General features: G+C 74.9%; 11 protein-coding genes and 1 pseudogene. 4 read left to right on the top strand and 8 right to left on the bottom strand.

All coding sequences use genetic code 11. The annotated features are described in order from the left end of the window. Positions 1–25: 25 nt before the first annotated feature. Positions 26–988, bottom strand: coding sequence for a DMT family transporter (locus ABZW10_RS18515; protein ID WP_355366455.1), 963 nt, complete (start codon positions 986–988; stop codon positions 26–28). A gap of 128 nt (positions 989–1,116) precedes the next feature. Here ABZW10_RS18515 and ABZW10_RS18510 point away from each other — a divergent pair, with 128 nt between their 5' ends. The 3 genes from ABZW10_RS18510 (at position 1,117) to ABZW10_RS18500 (ending at position 4,870) form a co-directional block, all read left to right on the top strand. Then, the gene (locus ABZW10_RS18510) at positions 1,117–2,007 is read left to right on the top strand and encodes a LysR family transcriptional regulator (RefSeq protein WP_355366452.1); all 891 of its coding nucleotides are present in this window, start codon (positions 1,117–1,119) and stop codon (positions 2,005–2,007) included. A gap of 85 nt (positions 2,008–2,092) precedes the next feature. Continuing rightward, entirely contained in the window at positions 2,093–2,749 is a 657-nt protein-coding gene (locus ABZW10_RS18505; RefSeq protein ID WP_355366449.1) for a hypothetical protein, read from the top strand. A 426-nt stretch (positions 2,750–3,175) separates the two neighbouring features. Beyond that, positions 3,176–4,870: a translation initiation factor 2 gene (locus ABZW10_RS18500; RefSeq protein ID WP_355366446.1), complete on the top strand. Its 1,695-nt coding sequence runs from the start codon at positions 3,176–3,178 to the stop codon at positions 4,868–4,870. Positions 4,871–6,096: 1,226 nt separating this feature from the next. On the opposite strand, the gene ABZW10_RS18495 is transcribed toward ABZW10_RS18500, so the two are convergent. Further along, positions 6,097–8,190 (bottom strand): NB-ARC domain-containing protein, encoded by a 2,094-nt coding sequence (locus ABZW10_RS18495; protein ID WP_355366443.1) that lies wholly within the window; start codon positions 8,188–8,190, stop codon positions 6,097–6,099. A 307-nt stretch (positions 8,191–8,497) separates the two neighbouring features. Here ABZW10_RS18495 and ABZW10_RS18490 point away from each other — a divergent pair, with 307 nt between their 5' ends. After that, positions 8,498–9,745: a chitinase gene (locus ABZW10_RS18490; RefSeq protein ID WP_355366440.1), complete on the top strand. Its 1,248-nt coding sequence runs from the start codon at positions 8,498–8,500 to the stop codon at positions 9,743–9,745. Between the two features lie 101 nt (positions 9,746–9,846). On the opposite strand, the gene ABZW10_RS18485 is transcribed toward ABZW10_RS18490, so the two are convergent. The 6 genes and pseudogenes from ABZW10_RS18485 to ABZW10_RS18460 all read right to left on the bottom strand — a co-directional run bounded on the left by ABZW10_RS18485 (position 9,847) and on the right by ABZW10_RS18460 (position 19,208). Further along, positions 9,847–12,909, bottom strand: coding sequence for a hypothetical protein (locus ABZW10_RS18485; protein WP_355366437.1), 3,063 nt, complete (start codon positions 12,907–12,909; stop codon positions 9,847–9,849). After that, the gene (locus ABZW10_RS18480) at positions 12,909–14,795 is read right to left on the bottom strand and encodes an HSP90 family protein (RefSeq protein ID WP_355366434.1); all 1,887 of its coding nucleotides are present in this window, start codon (positions 14,793–14,795) and stop codon (positions 12,909–12,911) included. The genes ABZW10_RS18485 and ABZW10_RS18480 overlap by 1 nt, the downstream gene beginning before the upstream one ends. A 125-nt stretch (positions 14,796–14,920) precedes the next feature. Then, positions 14,921–15,892 (bottom strand): hypothetical protein, encoded by a 972-nt coding sequence (locus ABZW10_RS18475; protein ID WP_355366431.1) that lies wholly within the window; start codon positions 15,890–15,892, stop codon positions 14,921–14,923. Positions 15,893–16,124: 232 nt separating this feature from the next. Continuing rightward, complete coding sequence (locus ABZW10_RS18470) at positions 16,125–17,006, bottom strand: geranyl diphosphate 2-C-methyltransferase (protein WP_355366428.1); 882 nt, start codon at positions 17,004–17,006, stop codon at positions 16,125–16,127. A 15-nt stretch (positions 17,007–17,021) separates the two neighbouring features. Further along, positions 17,022–18,119, bottom strand: a pseudogene (locus ABZW10_RS18465) (family 2 encapsulin nanocompartment cargo protein terpene cyclase); the annotation flags it as partial. A 420-nt stretch (positions 18,120–18,539) separates the two neighbouring features. Next, positions 18,540–19,208, bottom strand: coding sequence for a phosphatase PAP2 family protein (locus ABZW10_RS18460; RefSeq protein WP_355366425.1), 669 nt, complete (start codon positions 19,206–19,208; stop codon positions 18,540–18,542). Positions 19,209–19,224: the final 16 nt, after the last annotated feature.

The raw sequence follows: 19,224 nt of genomic DNA, 5'->3' as shown, positions 1-19,224 counted from the left end.
CCCGCCCCGCGCCCATCGGCCCACCCTAACCGACCGGCTGACGCCCTCTCCGGCCCCAGCGGCCGGTCCGGGCCGCGCCGTCGGGCGCGCTCGGCGGCTGCCGGGTGAGCACAACGGCGGCGATCACGGCCAGGCCGCCGACCAGGGTGTTCCAGCCGACGGGCTCGGCGAGCAGCAGCGCGCCGAGAGCCGTCGACCAGAGCGGGGTCACATAGGTGACGGCGGCGGCCACGGCCGTCCCGGCGGTGCGCACCAGATCGAGGTTGAGGACGTAGGCGATGCCGGTTCCGACCGCACCGAGCACCAGCAGGGCCACGGCGGCCCCGGCACCGGGCCAGTGCGGGGCACCGGCGGCGAGCGGGGCGGCGACCGCGAGTTCGACGGCGGCGCAGGTGATCTGGGCGGCGGACAGGGCTGCGGCCGAGTGCGGGCGGGCGGAGAGGTGGCGGCGCAGGTAGGCGAACCCGGCGCCGTAGCAGCAGGTCGCGGCCAGGCAGGCGAGCCCGCCGACGACGACCCCGGTGCCGGAACCGCCCACCGCACCGGAGCCGAGCCCGTGCTGCACACCCAGCACGGTGAGCACCCCGGCGAAGCCGAGGGCGAGTCCGGTGAGCCGACGCCACCCCGGGCGCGGTTCCCCGGGCAGGGCGGCCAGCGCGAAGAGCAGGGCGAACAGCGGGGTGGTGGCGTTCATCACCCCGGCGAGCACCGAGCTGACCCGGGTCTCGCCGTAGGAGAAGAGCACGAACGGCACCGCGTTCAGCAGCACCGCGACCACGGCGCTGTGGCCCCAGGTGGCGAGGTCGCGCGGAGCGGCCTCACGGCGGACGGCGAGGATCGCCCAGAGCGCGACCGCGCCGAGCAGGCAGCGCCAGGCCGCCACCCACACCGGGGGCACCCCGGCGTCGACCGCCACCTTGATCAGGGCGAAGCTCGCACCCCAGATCGCCGACAGTGCCACGAACCCCGGCCACCAGCGCCGTCCCATCCCGGCCACCCGTCCTTCCGCTCTCGCCGACGCGCCTCGCCTCTCGCGGCTTCGCGCTGGACAGAGGGTGACGGGTCGGCCGACCATGAGTCCAACAAGTGATGGTGCTGCACGGATGAGGAAGTCTCATGGCCTCGGAGGTGAACCTCGCCCAGCTCAGGGCGCTGGTCGCGGTGGCGGACGCGGGCGGCTTCGGGGCGGCGGCGATCGAGCTTGGCGTGAGCCAGTCGGCGGTCTCGCACGCGGTGGCGGCCCTGGAGCGGACGCTCGGCGCGCCCGTCCTGCACCGGGGCGCACCGGCCCGGCCGACCCCGCTGGGCGAGCGGATCATGCCGCACGCCCGCACGGCGGTCGCCTCCGCCACCGCGGTGCGGACGATCGCCGCCCACCACTCGGGCGGGCTGACCGGGACCGTCCGGCTGGCCGCGCCGACCACCGTCTGCCAGGGGCTGCTGCCCGGGCTGCTGCGCGACTGGCGGATCGAGCACCCCCGGCTGACGGTGCGGGTGTTCGAGGGCGAGGACGAGGAACTCGGCGTCTGGCTGGAGGCCGGCACGGTGGACGCGGCGGTCCTGGTGGACGCGGACCCGGTGCCGCCGGGGGCCGTCCCGCTCGGCGCGGACTCGATGCACGCGCTGCTCCGCCGCGACCATCCGCTCGCGGGCGAGACGACCGTCGACGTGGCCGACCTGGAGGACGACGACTTCCTGCTCTCGGAGGGCGGCTGCGAGCGGCACATCCGGGACGCCTACCGCCGGGCGGGCGTCCGCTTCACGCCCCGGCACCGGATCCGGGACCTCAACACGCTGATCGGCATGGTGCACGCGGGGGTGGGGGTGTCGGTGATGCCGGCGCTGGCCCAGCCGATGCTGCCGGCGGACTGCGTGCTCGTCCCGATCCGCCCGGCCGCGCACCGGACGCTGACCCTCACCGGCCCGGCCGGCCGACCGTGGTCGCCGACGGTGGCGGGCCTCCTCGCGGCGGTGCACGGCGCCCACCGGGCGTCCACCCCGCGCTGAACGTCCACCCCGCGCCGAGCGTCCGCCCCGCGCCGAGCGCCGGCCCGGAGCGGGAGTGTCGGTGCGGTGCGGCACGATCACCTGCATGACGGACGGAATCACCTGGCTCGCGGAGCAACAGAGCATCGCCTTCGGCGGCTACCACGTGACGCTGGCCCGAGGGCTCGGGACCGAGGCGCTGGCGGCGCGGATCGCGGCCTCGGCCCAGTGGTCGAAGCGGACCGTGGAGCCGGTCGGGGAGCTCACCGGGGACGGGCTGGTCGAGGCCTTGGACTCGGAGTACGGGGACGCCTGGGACGGGATCGGGCTGCGGCTGGGAGTGAGCGGCGGGTGGACCTTCGCGGTGGCGTACGGGGGCTGGTTCGGAGAACTCCGGGACGATCCGGCGATCTCCGAGGGCGGGGCCGAGGTCTTCCTGTTGGAGTACGAGGAGGAGAACGGCAAGCCGGTGCCGCCGACCTTCCACTACTGCCGGGACGGCCGGACGGTGTGCTCGTTCAATCTGCACCTGGACGACTCCTGGGGCAACGGTCAGGTCGCCGGAGATCCCGAAGTCGCGTATGAGGTCAAGGCGTTGCTGAGCGCGGAAGGCCTGCCGGACGAGGAGCGAGCGAACCGTGAGGTGCACCGGACCACCCTGGGGGTGCTGGAGCGGCACTTCGGTCTGGCACTTCCCCGGGCCCTGGTGCTGGAGGCCCCGCTGCCGGCCGTCCTGCTCGCCGACCGAGACACGTCTCGTTGATGCGCTGAGCAGTTGACCGGAGATCGCCCCGGCCCGGTAGCCGCGCACACCTCCCCACCTGCGGCCCGACCTGCCCGAACGCCGCCCGCACCGCTCCCGTAGATTCGGATCCGACTGACGGAACGTCCGATCGACGGGGGCTCGGGGTGGAATGGCGGCGGAGCGGGGTGGGATCCACGCGGTCCGGCCCGTGTCGGCGGTCCGCCGGTTACCATCGCCCCTATGCCCGCGCCGACGCCGCACCGCCCCGAGCCACCCGAGCATCCGCTCGCCGAGGCTCGACGGGGGGCGCTGAGCCGTGGTAGGCGCGAGAATCGGCCAGCGGCCAGCGGCCAGCGGCCAGCGGCCAGCGGCCAGCGGCCAGCGGCCAGCGGCCAGCGGCCAGCGGCCAGCCCGCGCCCCCAGGCCTCCGGCTCGGTGGGTCCGATGACGCCGCCCGACACCCCGCTCGGCGTGCTCTTCGCCGTCCGCTCGGCAGCCGCGCTGCACCGGCTGCTCGACCTGCTGCCCGTCTTCGACGGCGACTCCCGGGTCCGGTGCCGCTTCACCCTCGTCCCCGGCTCCGCCTTCGACGTCGACGCGCTGGCCGCCGTCGCCTCGTCCGGCGCACGCTGCCTGTCCTGGCCGGAGGCGCTGGCCTGCCACCACGACCTGATCCTCACGGCCAGTCCGAAGGGTGAGCTGGCCGCGCTGCGTGGCCCCAAGGTCCTGCTGCCGCACGGCGCCGGGTTCAACAAGGCGCTCTCCGAGGAGGGGTCGCCGCACCTCCCGTCCGGCCTGGACCCGGCGTTCCTGCTCACCGCCGACGAGCGCCCGGTCGCCGACCTGCACGCCCTCGCCCACCCCGACCAGGTCGCCCGGCTCACCGAGCAGTGCCCGCAGGCCGGGTCGACGGCGCTGGTGGCGGGCGACCCGACGCTCGACCGGATCCTCTCCTCACCGGACCGGCGCGAGGCGTTCCGGGCGGCGCTCGGCACCGGTCCGCGCCGGCTGGTCGTGCTCTCCTCCACCTGGGGACCGGAGTCGCTGCTCGCGCGGCATCCGGACCTGCCCGCCCTGCTCGCCACCCGACTCCCGTACGACGCCTACCAGTTGGCGCTGGTCGTACACCCCAACGAGTACAGCCGGACGGGCTCCTTCGACCTGGCCCGGCAACTGCGGCCCGCCCTGGACGCGGGGCTGGTACTCGCCGGCCCCTACGAGGAGTGGGCGGCACTGCTGGTGGCCGGCGACGCCGTGGTCACCGACCACGGCTCGACCGCCCTCTACGCGGCCGCGCTCGACCGGCCCGTGGTGGCGGTCTGCGACGGCGGCGCCGAGCTGGTCGCGGGCAGCCCGATGGCCCGCCTGCTCGCCGCCGCACCCCGGCTGGACCCGTCCGGCGACGATGCGGCGGCCGTGCTCGCCGCGCAGCCGGCCGCCGCGGGCACCCGCCGCTTCGCCGAGGCCGCGTTCGCCCTCCCGGGGGAAGCGCTGACGACGCTCGGCCCGGAGCTGTACAAGCTGCTCGGTCTCCTCCCGCCGCCACGGCCCGCCCACCCGCGCCCGCTCGCCGTCCCGCCGGCCGCGCCCCGCACCCCGGCCGCCTTTGCCGTCCAGGCCACCCGGTCGGACCTGTCGGACCTGTCGGACCGGGCCGACGGCGTCGTCATCGACGTCGACCGGCTCCCGCCGTGGACGGACCTGCCCTACCACCACCTGGCCGCCGAGTACGGCCGCGCCGGGATCCGCGAGACACAGAGCGCGGCGCTGCTCTACCGCCGGACGACCGGTGCACCGCCGCCGGACGCCGCCCGGCACCACGAGTACCGGACCGCCGCCGACTGGACCGCCGAGGCGCTCGCCGACCACCCGGGCTGCCGCACCGCCGCCGTCGTCCTCTCCCCTACCCGCTGCCTGGTCCGACGCCGGAACGGCGAACCGCTCACCCTCCGGATCGACCCGCACCGGACCGCCGGCCGAGTGAGGTACACCGACCCCGCCGCCGCCCTCTCCGCCGTCCACACCTTCCTCGGCGGCCAGCACCCCCCGACCACACCCCTGACCTGCCGCATCAACGGAACCCCCTACCGCCTCCGCCTCACCCCGGCCACCACCGCCGACCTCCAACACCTCCTCTGACAGCCCCCAAAAGTCGACCCCACCGACTTCCCACTCCACCCCTGCATCCCGCCACCATTGATCTATGCGCATAGAAGGGCGCCGCCAGCGGCACGCGGCACTCAAAAGTCGACCCCGCCGACTTCCCACTCCACCACCCGCCAGCACACCCCACGCCTCGCGCCCAGCTGCCACGCGCAGGCCGGACCCAGCATTCAACCCCGCGGACGCCCCTCCACCAGCGCAAATCTGCGCGCATAGAAGAGTGCTGGTGGCAGCACGCGGCACTCAAAAGTCGGCCCCGCCGACTTCCCACTCCACCACCCGCCAGCACGCCCCACACTCCGCGCCCGCCCCCCTCGACCCCGGCATTCGACCCCGCCACCCCCTCCACTAATCTACGCGCATAGACTTGCATTGGCAGATCGCGAGCGAGACCCAGAAGTCGGACCCGCCGACTTCCCGCTCCACCATCCGCCGACGCACCCCACGCGCAGCTGCCGCACGCGGACCGCACCCAGAAGTCAGCCCCGCCGACTTTCCACCACGGCCCCCACTGGCCCCGCGCCCACCACCAGCCTCGCTCTACGCGCACAGATGGCTCCGGCAGATCGCGAGCGAGACCCAGAAGTCGAGCCCGCCGACTTCCCACCCCACCGCCCGCCGACGCACCCCACACGCAGCTGCCGCACGCGGGCCGCACCCAGAGGTCAGCCCCGCCGACTTTCCACTCCGGCCCCCATTGGCCCCGCGCCCACCACCAACCTCGCTCTACGCGCGCAGATGGCTCCGGCGGATCGCGGGCGAGACCCAGAAGTCGGACCCGCCGACTTCCCACTCCACCACCCGCCGACGCACCCCACACGCAGCTGCCACACGCGGGCCGCACCCAGAAGTCAGCCCCGCCGACTTTCCACTCCGGCCCCATTGGCCCCGCGCCCACCATCAACCTCGCTCTACGCGCATAGATGGCTCCGGCGGATCGCGGGCGAGACCCAGAAGTCGGACCCGCCGACTTCCCACTCCACCGCGCCCAACCCCGGCCCGGAATTCGACGCCCCCGCTCCGCCGCCGCGGCCGGTCTGTACACATAGCCGGGCAGTGGCGGCTCGCGGGTGGGAAGCAGAAGTCGGGCCCGCCCGCCGGTGCAGGGGGCATCGAACTGCCGGCGTGGCGGTCCAGTGCAGCGTGGGCGGGACCAGAAGTCGGGCTCGCCGACTTCCTGGGATTCGCAGCCCGGGGTGCCGTCAGGTGAGTGGTGTGGCGGTGCTTCCGTCGGGGCCGCGCAGGGTGGTGGCGGCGGCCCGGTAGACGGCTGCGGCTTCGGCGTCGCCAGTCTCCTCACTGAGTGCCGACAGGGCGTCCAGCACCCGCAGTTCGTCCCCCGGGGAACGCCGTTCGCGCGCCGCCGTCAGCGCCGCGCGGTACAGGATCGCGGCCTGCTCCCGGCGGCCGGCCGCGCGGAGGGCGCTGCCCAGCTCGAAGCCGGTCCGGGCGGCCATCCGTTCCCGGCCGAGTGCGGTCGCCTCCGCGTGCGCCTCGGTCAACAGCTCGACGGCCCGCGGCAGTTCGCCCATCGCGACGGCGGCCCGGCCGAGCAGGTAGGTCTGCAGCATCACGCCGTAGGCGTTGCCGATGGCCCGGTGTTCTTCGCGGGCGGCCTCGAAGTCCGGGACGGCCGCGGCCCAGTCGCCGCGCACGGAGGCGAGCTTGCCGCGGAACTCCACGGCGGAGGCCCGGAGTTTGCGCTCCTCGGGCGAGTCGCCGAGCAGCCGGGCGCCGTTGACGGCCAGTCGCAGCTCGTCGGCGGCCTGCTCGTAGCGGTGCTGCTCCCAGAGCGGGCGGGCGAGTTGGCAGCGCATGCGGACGGTGGCGGCGAGCCGTTCGGCGCGGACGGCGGCGGCGACACCGCGCCCGAAGGCCTCGATGGCGTCGGCGTAGTGGCGGTGGTCGAGGAAGTGGGTCCAGAGGGCTTCGCAGAGCGCCACCGCCTCCTCGTCGAGCCCGTCCTCCGCGGCGAGCCGGACGCAGCCGTAGAGGGCGAGCCGTTCGGCCTCCAGCCAGTGCAGGGCGGTGGCGGCGTCGGGGAAGGGGAGGTCCGGCACCTCGGCGGGGGCGGGCGCCTCGGCGGCGGGGGCGGAGACGGTCAGCCGGGGGCCGGCCGCGACCAGGTCGGCCCGCCCGGCCTGTCGGCGGTACCAGCGGACCAGCCGGCGCCGTGCGTCAACGGCGTCCGAAGCCGACGCCGAAGCGGCCCGCGCCCGGCGCAGCGCGTGGCCGCGCAGCAGGGCGTGCATGCCGAGGCCGTCGGGCCGCCGCTCCAGCAGCCCGGCGCTGTCGAGTTCGTCGAGCGCGTCGGCGGCCACGTCGAGGTCGGTGCCGAGCAGCGCGGCGGCCGCGTGGTCGTCGACGACGGGCGCGGGGTGGTGCGGCAGCAGCCGGTAGAGCCGCGCCGCGACGGGGCCGAGGCTCGCGTACGCCGCGTCCCAGACGGCCTCCACCACGGGCAGTCCCTCCCGGTCCAGTTCGGTGGTCAGGTCCTCGACGAGCCGGCGCAGTTCGCGACGCCGGTGGCGGCGGATCCAGCGGCCGGCGACGTAGAGCGCGGCGGGCAGGCCGGCGCAGCGGCGGGCGAGTTCGGCGGCGGCTTCCGGGTCTGCGGCGAGCCGGGGGTCGGCGACGATCCGGCGCAGCAGGTTGGCGGCGTCCTCGGGGCCGAGCGGGCCGAGCGGCAGGTCGAGGAGGCGGACGCCGTCGAGGTCGTACAGCTGGCCCGGGCCGGCCACGATGACGACGCTCGCGGCGGAGGCGGGCAGCAGCGGGCGCAGTTCGGCGCCGCTGCGGGCGTTGTCGACGACCACGACCAGCCGCCGCCCCTGGGTGGCGGTCCAGTACTGGCGGGCGCGGCCACGGAGTTCCTGTTCGGGCCGGGTCTGCGGGTCGAGCGAGCGCAGCAGGTCGCCGAGGGCGTCGGCGGTCTCCACGGCGCCGTCGCGGCGCAGGTCGTCGAGGTCGACGTGGAGGGCGCCGTCCGGGCAGTGGTCGAGCAGCGCGCGGGCGAGTTCGAAGCCCAGCGCGGTCTTGCCGATCCCGCCCATCCCGCTGAGCGCGACGACCAGCGGCCCGCCGCCGTCGCCCGGTCCCTCGGCGACGGCGGCCAGCACCCTGGCGCGTTCGTCGGCGCGGTCCTCGAAGTGCGCGAGTGCCGGCGGCAGCTGGCACGGCACGGCGGCCACCGGCACGGCCGCCTGGTGCACGTGCAGTTCCCCGACGGAGCCTGCCTGCACGATGGAGCCGGCCCGCACCGGCCCTTCCACCCTGTTCCACGTCTCTTCGGCCACCCGTCAACTCTAGGGCCTTCCTTCCGGATCGCGCCGGATTCTCACCCGGAGCAGCGGTCCGGGCGGTTGACGGCCCCTCAGGACAGGTCTATACCAGTGAGGGCCTTGCGGCGGCCCGACCCCGACGCGGGGTCCTGTCGGCCCGGCGCGCCGCCCCCACAGTTGGCGCGGGTGGGCCGTACTCCGCCGTTTCCTGGAGAGGTTGATCCCGATGGAACGTGCCCTTCCCCCACCGACACCGTCGCATCAGCGGCCACGTCCCTCCCACCGAGCCCCCCGGCGGCGAGCCGCCGCCGCGGTGGCCGGGGTGCTCGGTCTGGTGGCCGGCGGCCTGGTGGCCGTCGCCGCCGCGCACGCGGCGCCCACCACGGCCGCCGGCACGGCCGGCGCCGGCGCCCTCGCCGGCGGCATCGGCAGCAACTGGTACGCCTCCGCGCCGTACCTGATGCCCGAGGACAACAGCCCGCCGGACGTCGCCACGGTGATGGACGCCACCGGCCAGAAGGCCTTCCAGCTCGCCTTCATCCTGGACAAGGGCGGCTGCGTCCCGGCCTGGGGCGGGACGTCGCCGATCGACACCGACACCACCATGCCGAACGTCATCCAGACCGTCCGCGCCAAGGGCGGCGACGTCTCGGTCTCCATCGGCGGTTACAACGGCACCAAGCTGGGCCAGACCTGCGGCACGCCGGAGGCGACCGCGGCCGCGTACCAGAAGGTCGTCGACACGTATCGGTTGAAGGCGCTCGACTTCGACCTGGAGGAGCCGGAGTACGAGAACACGGCCGCGATCCACAACGAGATCGGCGCGGCCCGCATCCTCCAGCGCTCCAACCCGGGGCTGTACATCTCGGTCACCACGGCCGGGACCGCCGCCGGCACCGGCTGGTTCGGCCAGCAGATGCTCAACGAGGCGAAGGCGCAGGGCTTCACGCCCGACAACTTCTCGATCATGCCGTTCGACGGCGGCTTCAACGGCGCGGCGGCACAGACCTCCGCGCTGGTGAACTTCAACCAGATCCTGCGCACCACCTTCGGCTGGTCGGAGGCGGACGCCTACGCCCACGAGGGCGTGTCGCAGATGAACGGCCGCACCGACGCGGCCGAGTACTTCCGGCAGGCGGACTTCCAGACGGTGCTGGACTTCGCGCTGGCACACAGGATGGCCCGCTACACCTACTGGTCGGTCAACCGGGACCGGCAGTGCCCGGGCACCGTCGACCCGGGGCTGTCCGGCTCCTGCTCCAGCGTGGTGCAGAACGACTGGGACTTCACCAGGTTCACGGTGCGGTTCGCGGGGGCCACGCCGCCCACCGACCCCACCGTCTCGCCGACGTCCCCGTCCGCGTCGCCGACGTACACCATGCCGGGGGTCTGCAAGGACCCGGAGTGGCAGCGTGACACGGTGTACACCGCCGGCGCCAAGGTCTCGTACCAGGGCCACGCGTACCAGGCCAAGTGGTGGACGCTCAACGAGGAGCCGACCGCGAGCGGCGAGTGGGGCGTCTGGACGAGGGGGGAGATCTGCGCACCCCGCACCCCCCTGAGCCCCTGAGCCCCTGACCCCTTGAGCACCTGAGCACCTGAGCACCCGAGATCCACCGGGCCCCTGCCGTGTCGCCGCTCCGGGCGGGCCCACGGCAGGGGTCCCGGCCGTCAGTCCGCGAGGCGCTCGCGCAGGTCGGTGAGGATCTCCGCCGCCTCCTCCAGCCCGTGCGCCCGGCACCGCTCGGCGGCGGTGGTCAGCCGCTGACGGGCCGCCGCGACGCGGCCGAGGTCGGTGCCCTCGATCAGCGCGGCCAGCCGGACGGCCTCGGCGCGCGGCGTCTCGGCCTGCTCGCCGCCCTCCTCGTAGGCGGCGATCGCCCGGTCGGCCTCGGCCAACGCCTCCTCGTAGCGGCCGGCCACCGCGTAGACCCGGGTCCGCTCGTAGTGGACGGCGGCGCGCGGGTACCAGGTCTCGACCCCGGGCTCCTCGCGCTCCAGCCGCTCGCGCACGGCGTCCGCCTCGGCCAGCCGGGCGAGCGCCGACTCCACGCCGTCCGGGCCCTCCTTCTGCGCGGTGAGCCGGGCGAACTGCCGCAGCATCGTGGACACCGGGCCGGGCTGCGGCCACTGCTCGTGCGCGGCGAGCGCCCGGGTGCGGGCGGCGTGCGCGGCCTCCCACCGGTCGGCGTGCACCAGCGCGACGGCCGCCTCCGCGGCGACCATGGTGCGCAGGTGGAGGTCCTCGGTCCAGCCCTCCAGGACGGCGGCGAGCCGCAGGAACTCCTCGGCGGCGTCGCGGTCCTCGTCCAGCGCGAACAGGCCGCGGGCGAGGTCCAGCCGGGCCTGGGCGAGCACCCGCTCGTTCAGGCCGCCGGTGGCCGCGTCGGCCAGCACGGACTCCAGGACGGCCACCGCGTCGGCGGTCCGGTCGGCGCCGGTCAGCAGGTCGGCGAGCTGCAGCCTGGTCCGGGCCGCGTCCTCGGCGGCCTCCGGTCCCTTGCGGTCGAAGCGGGACGCGGCCTCGGAGAACGCCCGGATCGCGGCACCGGTGTCGCCGAGCTGGGCATTCGCGTGCCCGGCCATCACATAGGTGGCGGCGAACGGGTACGTCTCGTCGGCCCAGCGGGCGGCCGCCGCCAGGGCGCGGTGCAGCGCCTCGACGGCCCCGGCCGACTCGCCGCTCTGCAGCAGCACCTGCCCCAGCAGACCGTACGCCCGCGGCGTGTGCCAGGGCTGCCCGGCCTGCTCCAACTCGGCTACGACGGCCCGCAGTTCCTCCGCGGCCTCGTCGAGCCGGCCCTGCCGGGCGGCCGCGTCGGCGCGGTACTGGCGGGCCACGGCCAGCCGGCGGGCGGAGCCGCGCTCGGCCGCCGCCTCGCGGTAGGCGGTGACGGCGGCGGCGAAGCGCGCGGCCTGCTCGGCCGGCGGCTGCTCCGGCGGCTCGGGCAGCGCCCGGACCAGCTCCTGGTGGGCGGCGTAGGCGCGGCACTGGAGGACGACCAGGTAGTCGTCGTCGGTGATGCCCGGCGCACCGCCGGCGGCCGAGGTGGCGGCCAGTTCCTCGGCGCGGGCCAGCGCGGCGTCCAGGGCCGCCCAGTCGATCACCGGCGCGGGGGCCGCCACCGGCTCGCCGGTCCCGTCAGCCCCGTCGACGCCCTCGACCCCGTCGGTCCCCTCGTCCTCCTCGTCGTCCTCGTCGTCCCGGACGAGTTCGGCGACCAGTGCCCTGGTTCGGGCCGCCAGCGCCTGGCCGACCAGCCCCTCCCGCCGGTACAGCCCGCCGGCGGCCAGCAGCTGCGCGGTGCCCTCCACCCAGTCGCCGCGGTCGAGTGCGTCGTGCGCCCGCCGCTCGGCGAGCTCGGCACGCAGCTGCCCGAGCGGCCCGGCGTCCGCGCCGAGCAGCCCCTGGAGGACACCCTCCTCCACGGCGCTCCCCTCGGCAGCGCTCTCCTCGGCAGCCGTGAACCGCTCGGCGATCCGCTTCCAGAGCCGGTCCGCGTCCGGGTGGCCGACCAGCTGCAGCTCACGGGCGCGCAGCAGCAGCGCGGTGAAGTCCTCCGGCTCCGGCTCGGTCTCCCGGGCCGGGACCGCCGGGACGACCGGCACGGCCGCGAGCTCCGGCGCGGCCGCCGCCCGCACGCCGAGGGCGAGCGGTTCGGCGAGCAGCGGCCGACGGGCGAGCCGGTCACGACGCCGGCCGCTGACCGCCGCGGTGCCGTTGCGGGCGTCGAAGCGGGCGGCGAGCGCGTCCGCTTCGGTGCGCAGGTGGGCGAGCAGGGTGTCGACGGTCCAGCTCGCGCCGGGCGGGCCGCTGACGGTCAGCTCGCCGTGCCCGGCCCGGGCCAGGCCGGCGATCAGCACCTCGACGCCGGTGAGGAAGTCCAGCCGGCTGACCGGGTCGCCGGTCATGCCGAACAGGTCGCGGTTCTCGGCGAGCAGCTCCAGGCCGCGCGGTTCATTGCCGGACAGCGCGCAGAACTCGATGTGCAGGCCGACCGAGCGGGCCAGCCCGCTCTTGCCGCGGGCGAAGCGGTAGCCGACCAGGTGGCTGGAGCGGGCCTCGTCGAGCCGGCCCTGGCGCAGCAGCGGCAGCAGCGCCTGGGCGTGGCTGACGTAGGGCTCCTCGGCGCAGGTGGCCTCGCCGCCGAGCACCGGCCGCCAGACGTCCAGCGCGGTCGCGTCGTCGCCCTGGCGCAGGTGGTGGACGGCACGGGCGCGGATCTCGCAGGCGTGGCAGTCGCTCAGCTCGGTGCGCGGGCGCCCGGCCCACAGCTCGTAGGCGTCCTGGACGTCCTCGCCGAGGTGCGCGGCGAGGTGGAAGCGCTGGGCGTAGTACGGCTGCAGGCCGTGCCCGGCGGCGCGGTAGCGGCTGCGCATCTCGTCGTGCCAGCGGCGGATCGCGGCGAGCGGCACGTCGGGGGTGCCGAGCAGCGAGGTGGCGACCCACTTGAAGCGCCAGAACACCTGCTGCTGCGACCACTCGCCGAAGCCGTCCGGGTCGGCGTCCCAGAGTTTGAGGACGCGGGCGAAGACGACCGGGGACTTGCTCCGCTCGCCGTCGTACTCGTAGGCCTCCATCAGTTCGAGCAGGGCCATGGCGCGGACCGCGGTGTCGTCGAACTGCTCGGCGGCGTCGACGAGTTCCTCGGCGGTGACGGTCCGCTGCCGCCCGTAGGGGCGGTCGTCGTTCTCGCGCAGCGCGGTCATCACCGCGTCGATGCTGTTCAGCATCACGCCTCCTTCGCGTCGGAGCCGCCGGAGCTGCCGGAGCCGCCGGACGCGGCCTCGTGCCCGAGCATCGCGTGGTCGAGCAGGCTGATGAACGAGCGGTTCAGCAGCGCGCTCTCGCTGGAGGTGAGCGGCCGCCGGGTGAGCAGCACGGCCTGCCCGTAGAGCGTCTCGACGGCGGTGACGGCGAGTTCGCGGTCGCCGATCGAGGCCGCCCGCCGCACCAGCGGGTTGAGGTGGTTGAGGACGAGCTGGGCGCGGGGCACCTCGGCGCGCAGCGAGCCGAGGATGTCGGCCCACAGCCCGTCGGCCTCGTCGGCGAGCTGGGCGCGGGTGCGCTCGTGCCGGGCCTCCCGGTTGTCGAGCAGCAGGGCGGGCGCGCTGGTCGGGTGGAAGCTGCGCAGGGCGACGTCGCAGTCGAAGCGGCCGACCACCTCGCGCGCGGTGGTCAGGAAGGCCGAGGCGGCGAGTTCGGCGGCCGGGTCGACGGTGTCCAGGTGCGCGGTGACGGTGCTCGGGTCGAGGTCCGCGACGGAGGTGCCGGGGCGGATCTCGGGCAGCCGGTGCACGAGGTCGCGGTCGTAGGTGTAGCCGCCGTTGACGACGCCGAGGCCGGCGGCGCCGGCGATCGGGGCGACCTGGCGGAACTCCTCGACGGTGCGGGTGACCAGCACCACCGGGTGGGTGCGGGCGAACTCGTCCAGGGTGACGTTGCCGTCGGTGGTCTCGAACGGCAGCCAGGGCAGCAGCATCCGGAGCAACTCGTCGTCGTAGCGGGCGAGTTCCTTGACGGCCAGGTGGTGCACCGAGATGAACCGGTGGAGCAGCGCCGGGTCGCTGGCGGACAGGCCGGTGAGCCAGTCGCGGATCCGGACGCCGAGCGCGTCGCGGACGGCGGCGAGCGTCTCGTCGGCGTACAGGCCCTCACGGCTGGCGGTGGGCCGCAGGCCGTCGGTGTCGACCACGCAGCGCACGAAGAACGCCCAGTCGGGCAGGAGCTCGTCGGCGTGGTCGGAGAGCAGCATGCCCTTGAGGTGCACCCGGTGGCCGGCCCGGCGCGACGGCGGGACGGCGTCGGGCAGCACGTAGGCGACGCCGCGCAGGCCGACCAGCGGGAGGTCCAGCTCGATGGTGTCGAGCGGGGTGAAGTCGAAGGTGGAACGGCAGTAGGCGGCCAGCGCCTCGCGGCGGGCCAGCGGGGAGCCGTGCTGGGCGGCCCACGGCGGGGTGTGGTTGACCCGGGTGGCGTCGCCGCGGCCGTCGATGACGGTGACCTCGTGGCGCAGCAGGCTGCCGAAGTCCCGGGCGAGGGTCAGCACCCGGTCGGCGCGGGTCCACTCGGCGGCGTCGGAGCGGGGTGCGAGGCGGACGGTGGTGCCGGGCTCGGGCTTGGCGTCGGCGGGCAGGGTGCGGATGGTGTAGCGGCCGTCGGAGCCGCCGCGCCACTCGATGACCGGGGCGTCGGGGGTCGCGGCGGAGCGGGTGACGACGGTGATCTCGTCGGCGACCACGAAGCAGGCGAGCAGGCCGATGCCGAACTGGCCGATGAAGTCGCCGCGGGCGCGGGCGAGTCCGTCGCCGTCGAGGCGGCCGTCGGCGTCCCGCTTGGAGCTGCGGCCGATGGTGGCGAGGAAGGTGTGGACGTCCTGCTCGGTGAGGCCGATGCCGGTGTCGGTGATGCTGAGGTCGCCGTCGGCGCGGACGGTGATGGCGGCGGGCGCGGACGGGTCCAGGGCCTGCCGGGCGGAGATCGCGTCGACCGCGTTCTGCAGGAGTTCGCGCAGGTAGACGCGGGGGCTGGAGTAGAGGTGGTGGGAGAGCAGGTCGACCAGGCCGCGCAGGTCGACCTGGAAGGTGTGCGCACTCGTCGGGTTCTCGGATGGGGACACCGGTGGCTCTTTCGATCGCAAGGGGCGGGTCGGACTTCGGCGGCCTCGGGGCGGGACGGCCCGGGCGGCCGGGCGGCGCGTTCGGTCGCCGCTCCACGGGCTCTGTGCGGGCTGGTCGCGCCCGCTCAGCGCGGCACGCAGCGGTCCCGGTGGACCTGGAAGTTGTCGGCCTCGTCGCCGCCCAGGTAGTACCAGGGCCACTCGGTGGCGACGTCGTCGAGGGTGGCGAACACCGCGTGGGCGAGCTCGCGCTCGTCGGCCAGCGAGAGCACCATGGCGAAGGCGTTGTGGGTGGCCCGCCAGTCGCGCCGGCGCCGGTAGGCCGGGTGCAGCACGGAGCGCAGCACCGCCTCGCGCAGCGAGGAGCGCACGGCGGGACCGGTCAGGTAGGCGTGGTCCTCGCCGTCGGCCAGGTCCAGCCAGTGCTCCAGGTGGGCGAGGGCGACCAGTTCGCCGAGCGGGCTGCCCTCGGGGGCGCCGAGCATCGCGGTACGGGCGAAGGCGTGCATCTCCTCGTGGGAGCCGCCCCATTTGGCGCAGAGCTGCTGGAGGCGCTGCTGGTGGGAGGCCAGGTGCTCCGGATCGCGGCGCAGCGCGGCCTCGAAGCGGGTGGTCGCGACGGTGCGGCCGAGCGAGGCGCCGCGCGCCGCGATCTGGAGGAAGAACCAGGGGGCGAGCCAGCGGGGCTCGCGCTCGGCCACCTCCAGCAGCTGCTCCTCGGCGGTCTCCAGCCGCTCGCCGAACAGCCGCCACTGGTCCTCGGTGACGTGCTTGGCGCGGGCGCCGGTGCGGGCGTCCCAGGCCCAGGCGATCTGCCGGGCGCCGGAGAGCAGCAGCACCAGGGTGTCCTCGGGCCGTTCGGCGACGGCCTTGGCGAGCCACTCCTCGGTGCCCTCGAGGTCGGAGAGCCGGTGCACCAGCCAGGTCAGCTCGCCCTGGTCGGGGACGGCCGCGAGGGCGGGGCCGAGGGCGGCCCAGTCGCCGGCGTCGGCGAGGGCGCGCAGCCGGCGCAGTTCCTCGTCGCCGTGCGAGAGGTCGAGCACGGGGGGCAGCGCGCGCGGCGTCTTCCGCCCGGTCAGGCGGCGGAAAAAGGACATGGTGCGGCCCCCCTGAGACCTCGTCGACCGGCACGGTCGTCGGCATCGTTCGTATGGCCTCGCAGTGGCCAATCGGATGATGCACTGCATATCACGTGCCACCGACGTCCCGGTGAGCAGCCCTCTTCCGGAAGCCTCCCTGCCGGGCCCCGCCGGACGACGGCGGACGACGGCGGACCCGGCCCCGCCGCCGTTCGGCCGGGCCGGGTCCTCGCCGTGCGGCGACGCGGGGTCAGACCCGGTCGGCGGCGATCAGCAGGTACTGGAAGGAGCCGTCCTTGTAGGAGTTGATGAACGCCTCCTCGATGCCGGTCACCAGGGACGGCACGGTGGCCCGCAGCTCCCAGTACGGGAGGGTGGCGGCGGTCAGGTCGACGACGGCGTTCGGGACGAGGCGGTTGTCGGCCATCGCGCGCAGGTACTCGCGGCGGGAGTGGATGTTGCACTCGAAGTGGGCGTTGATCTGCGAGACCCACTTCGACGGCTGGCCGTAGATCGGGTTCCAGCAGCCGGTGATGGTCACGTACCGGCCGCCGACGGACAGGATCCGGGAGTGCTCGGCGAACAGGTCGTGCAGGTCGACGTACATGCTGGACTCGTTGTTCCACGAGGCCCGCACGGTGCCGCTGTCGAACGGCATGTCGAGCATGTTGCGGACCTGGGCGTGCACCGAGTCGTCGATGCCGAGCTCCTTGGCCCGCCGGTTGCCGAACTCGGCCTGCTTGGCCGACAGGGTCACGCCCTCGACCTTGCAGCCGAAGCGCTGGTGGGCCATGACCATCGAGCCGCCGCGGCCGCAGCCCGCGTCGACCAGGGTGTGCTCGGGGCGGATGTCCCCCAGGCTGTCGAGCAGCACGTCGGTCTGCGCGGACTCCAGCCGGTGCAGTTCGGCGACGAGCTTCTTCTCGCGCTCGCTGTCGTCCGGGGCGCCCAGCGCCGACTGGTCGACGTCGCCGATGCCGTAGTGGTGGTGGTAGAGGCCGTCCACGTCGCCGAGGCGCAGGTTCACCGGCCGGGCCTCATGGTCCCAGTAACGGGCGATGTCGCCCTGGTAGGGAGTGGCCGGCCCGGGGACGGCGGTGCGGGTGACGGGGGTGGTGTCGGTGACGGACACGGTTCAGCTCCTTGGTTACCAGAAGTCGGGAAGGCTGTAGCGGTAGGTATTGGTCTGGTGCCAGTAGTGGTTGCCGTCGACCCACGCGGCGACCCCGCGCAGGAAGCGCACCACCACCGGGACGGGGGTGGCGGCGGCCAGCGCCGCGGCCTCCGCCTCGAAGGCGTGCATCAGCTCGTTGTGCACCTCGACGGCCTTCAGGTAGCCGTCGCGGTCGCCGACGCCCTCGCGCTCGGAGATCACCACCGGCAGGTTGAGGTGCCGGCCGGGGCTCGCCAGCTCCTTGGTGTACGAGTACAGGTCGTTGACGATGGTGGTGGCGTTGGAGGCGAGCGCGATGACCCGCTGCATCGCTGGGCGGGCGTGCAGGTCGGCGGGCAGCTCGTAGCCGCCGACGGTGTCCGTGATGGTCGGGCAGGGGCGGAAGTTGTTGAACTGCCGCATCGACAGGTACTCCCACACCTCCGGGACGTGGCCCTCCTGGTCCCAGGCGGCCTCGGCGAGGTAGCCGAGGTGCAGCCGCGCCATGTCGTGCCGGAACCGGTCCGCCTGGGAGGCGGTGGCCGCGCCGGTGAAGTGCTCCATCGCCGAGCGGTACGCCCGCCGGGGCGCGTCCGACAGCAGCGACTCCTGCCAACCGCCCTGGTACTCCGCGGTGGTGTGCACCGGGTCGAGTGCGGTGTGGGCGAGCAGCAGCCGGCTGCCGAGGCCGACCGGCGAGCCGCCGAGGTCCTCGCAGTAGCAGTCGTCGACGGCGTTCTCGGCCACCATCAGCCGGGTGGCGAGCATGAGGTGGTCGACGCTCGGGGCGTCCGGGTGGCAGGCGACCATGTACCGGCTCACCGAGAAGCCGTCGAACTGTTCCTCCCAGTCCGGCGGGTAGAGCTCGATCTCCTCGGCCCACAGCTTGATCCGGCGGTTCACCTCCGCCACCCGCCCGGCGTCCGGCTCGGCCACGGGGTGGAAGTACAGGCCGGGGACCGGGTCGCCGGACTTCGGCTTGCCGGAGGGCACTTCCGCCCCCGCGCCGGCCGACGCCTCCACGACCTGACGCGGCGCCAGGTTCAGTCCGGCGGTGCCGATCCCGCTCGGCCCGCGGAGCAGTTGCTCCAGGGCCGTCCCGCTCATGACCGCACCGCCGCGCGCCGGAACGGGTGCGGTTGCCGCTGCGACGCCGGCGGTGTCTCGTTGCTCGTGGCCACGGGCATGGGAGAACCTTCCTCTGTGACGGGGGACGGGCCATGACGGGTCGTCGGCCGTCGCCTCCGCCCCGGGAAGAGGGGATCTCCGCGCTGCTGCGGCGGCCCCGTCTCGCTTGCGCCCAACCGTAGGCGGGGCGGAACGATCTGGGCCGCTTCCCATGATCCTGTGCACTCGAAAGGGTGAACGTTCACATCAGTCGCGTTTGAAATGGCGCATCTGATGATCGGTTCGGACCGGTACCCATGACGAAGCGGCCCCGCCGGGTTGGCGGGGCCGCTTCGCAAGGGTCGTTCCGGTACCGACGGAGCGCCGGTCCGGCTCGGCGGTGTGCTACCGCCGCGCGTGCTCCGGCAGGAGCGCGGAGGCGACCGCGCCGGCGGCCAGCCAGCCGACGGCGAGCAGCCAGCCGGCCAGCACGTCCAGCGGCCAGTGCACCCCGAGGTAGATCCGGGTCAGGCCGATCGTCCCCGCGAACAGCACCGCGCCGACGACGGCCGGGCGGGTGGCGGCGGGGCGGACGCGGGCGACGGCGAGCGCGAGCAGGCCGGCGCAGAGGGCGGAGGTGAAGGCGTGCCCGGAGGGGAAGGCGAAGCCGGAGGCGCTGAACGCCCAGTCCGTCTCCGGCGGCCGGGGCCGGCCGAAGGCGTGCATCAGGCCCTGGCGCAGCAGTTGCCCCAGGGCCAGCCACAGCACCGGCAGGAGCAGCGCCCGGGCCACGGTCCAACGGGACCTCGGCGATCCGGCGCCGCGCCGGGCGATCAGGACGCCCGCGGCCAGCGCCAGCAGGTAGGGGAACAGGTCGGTGCCGAGGGAGGTGACCGCCATCGCCGTGGCGCGGGCGACCGGCGGCCGGTGGGCGGTGCCCCAGTCGACGGCCGACCGCTCGAAGGCGAACGGCGCCCAGCCGTGGGCGGCGACCACGACCGCGAGCACCGCGAAGGCCGCCCAGGTGGCGGCGAGCACGGCCGGCCACCGCCGACCCGTCGTGCGGTCGCCCATCGGCTCAGCCCTCCTG

It is taken from the genome of Kitasatospora sp. NPDC004723, assembly GCF_040609255.1.
In the GTDB taxonomy this organism is placed as follows: domain Bacteria; phylum Actinomycetota; class Actinomycetes; order Streptomycetales; family Streptomycetaceae; genus Kitasatospora.
The sequence above is the reverse complement of the archived record's forward strand: the minus strand, read 5'-3'. Positions and strand labels throughout refer to the sequence as shown.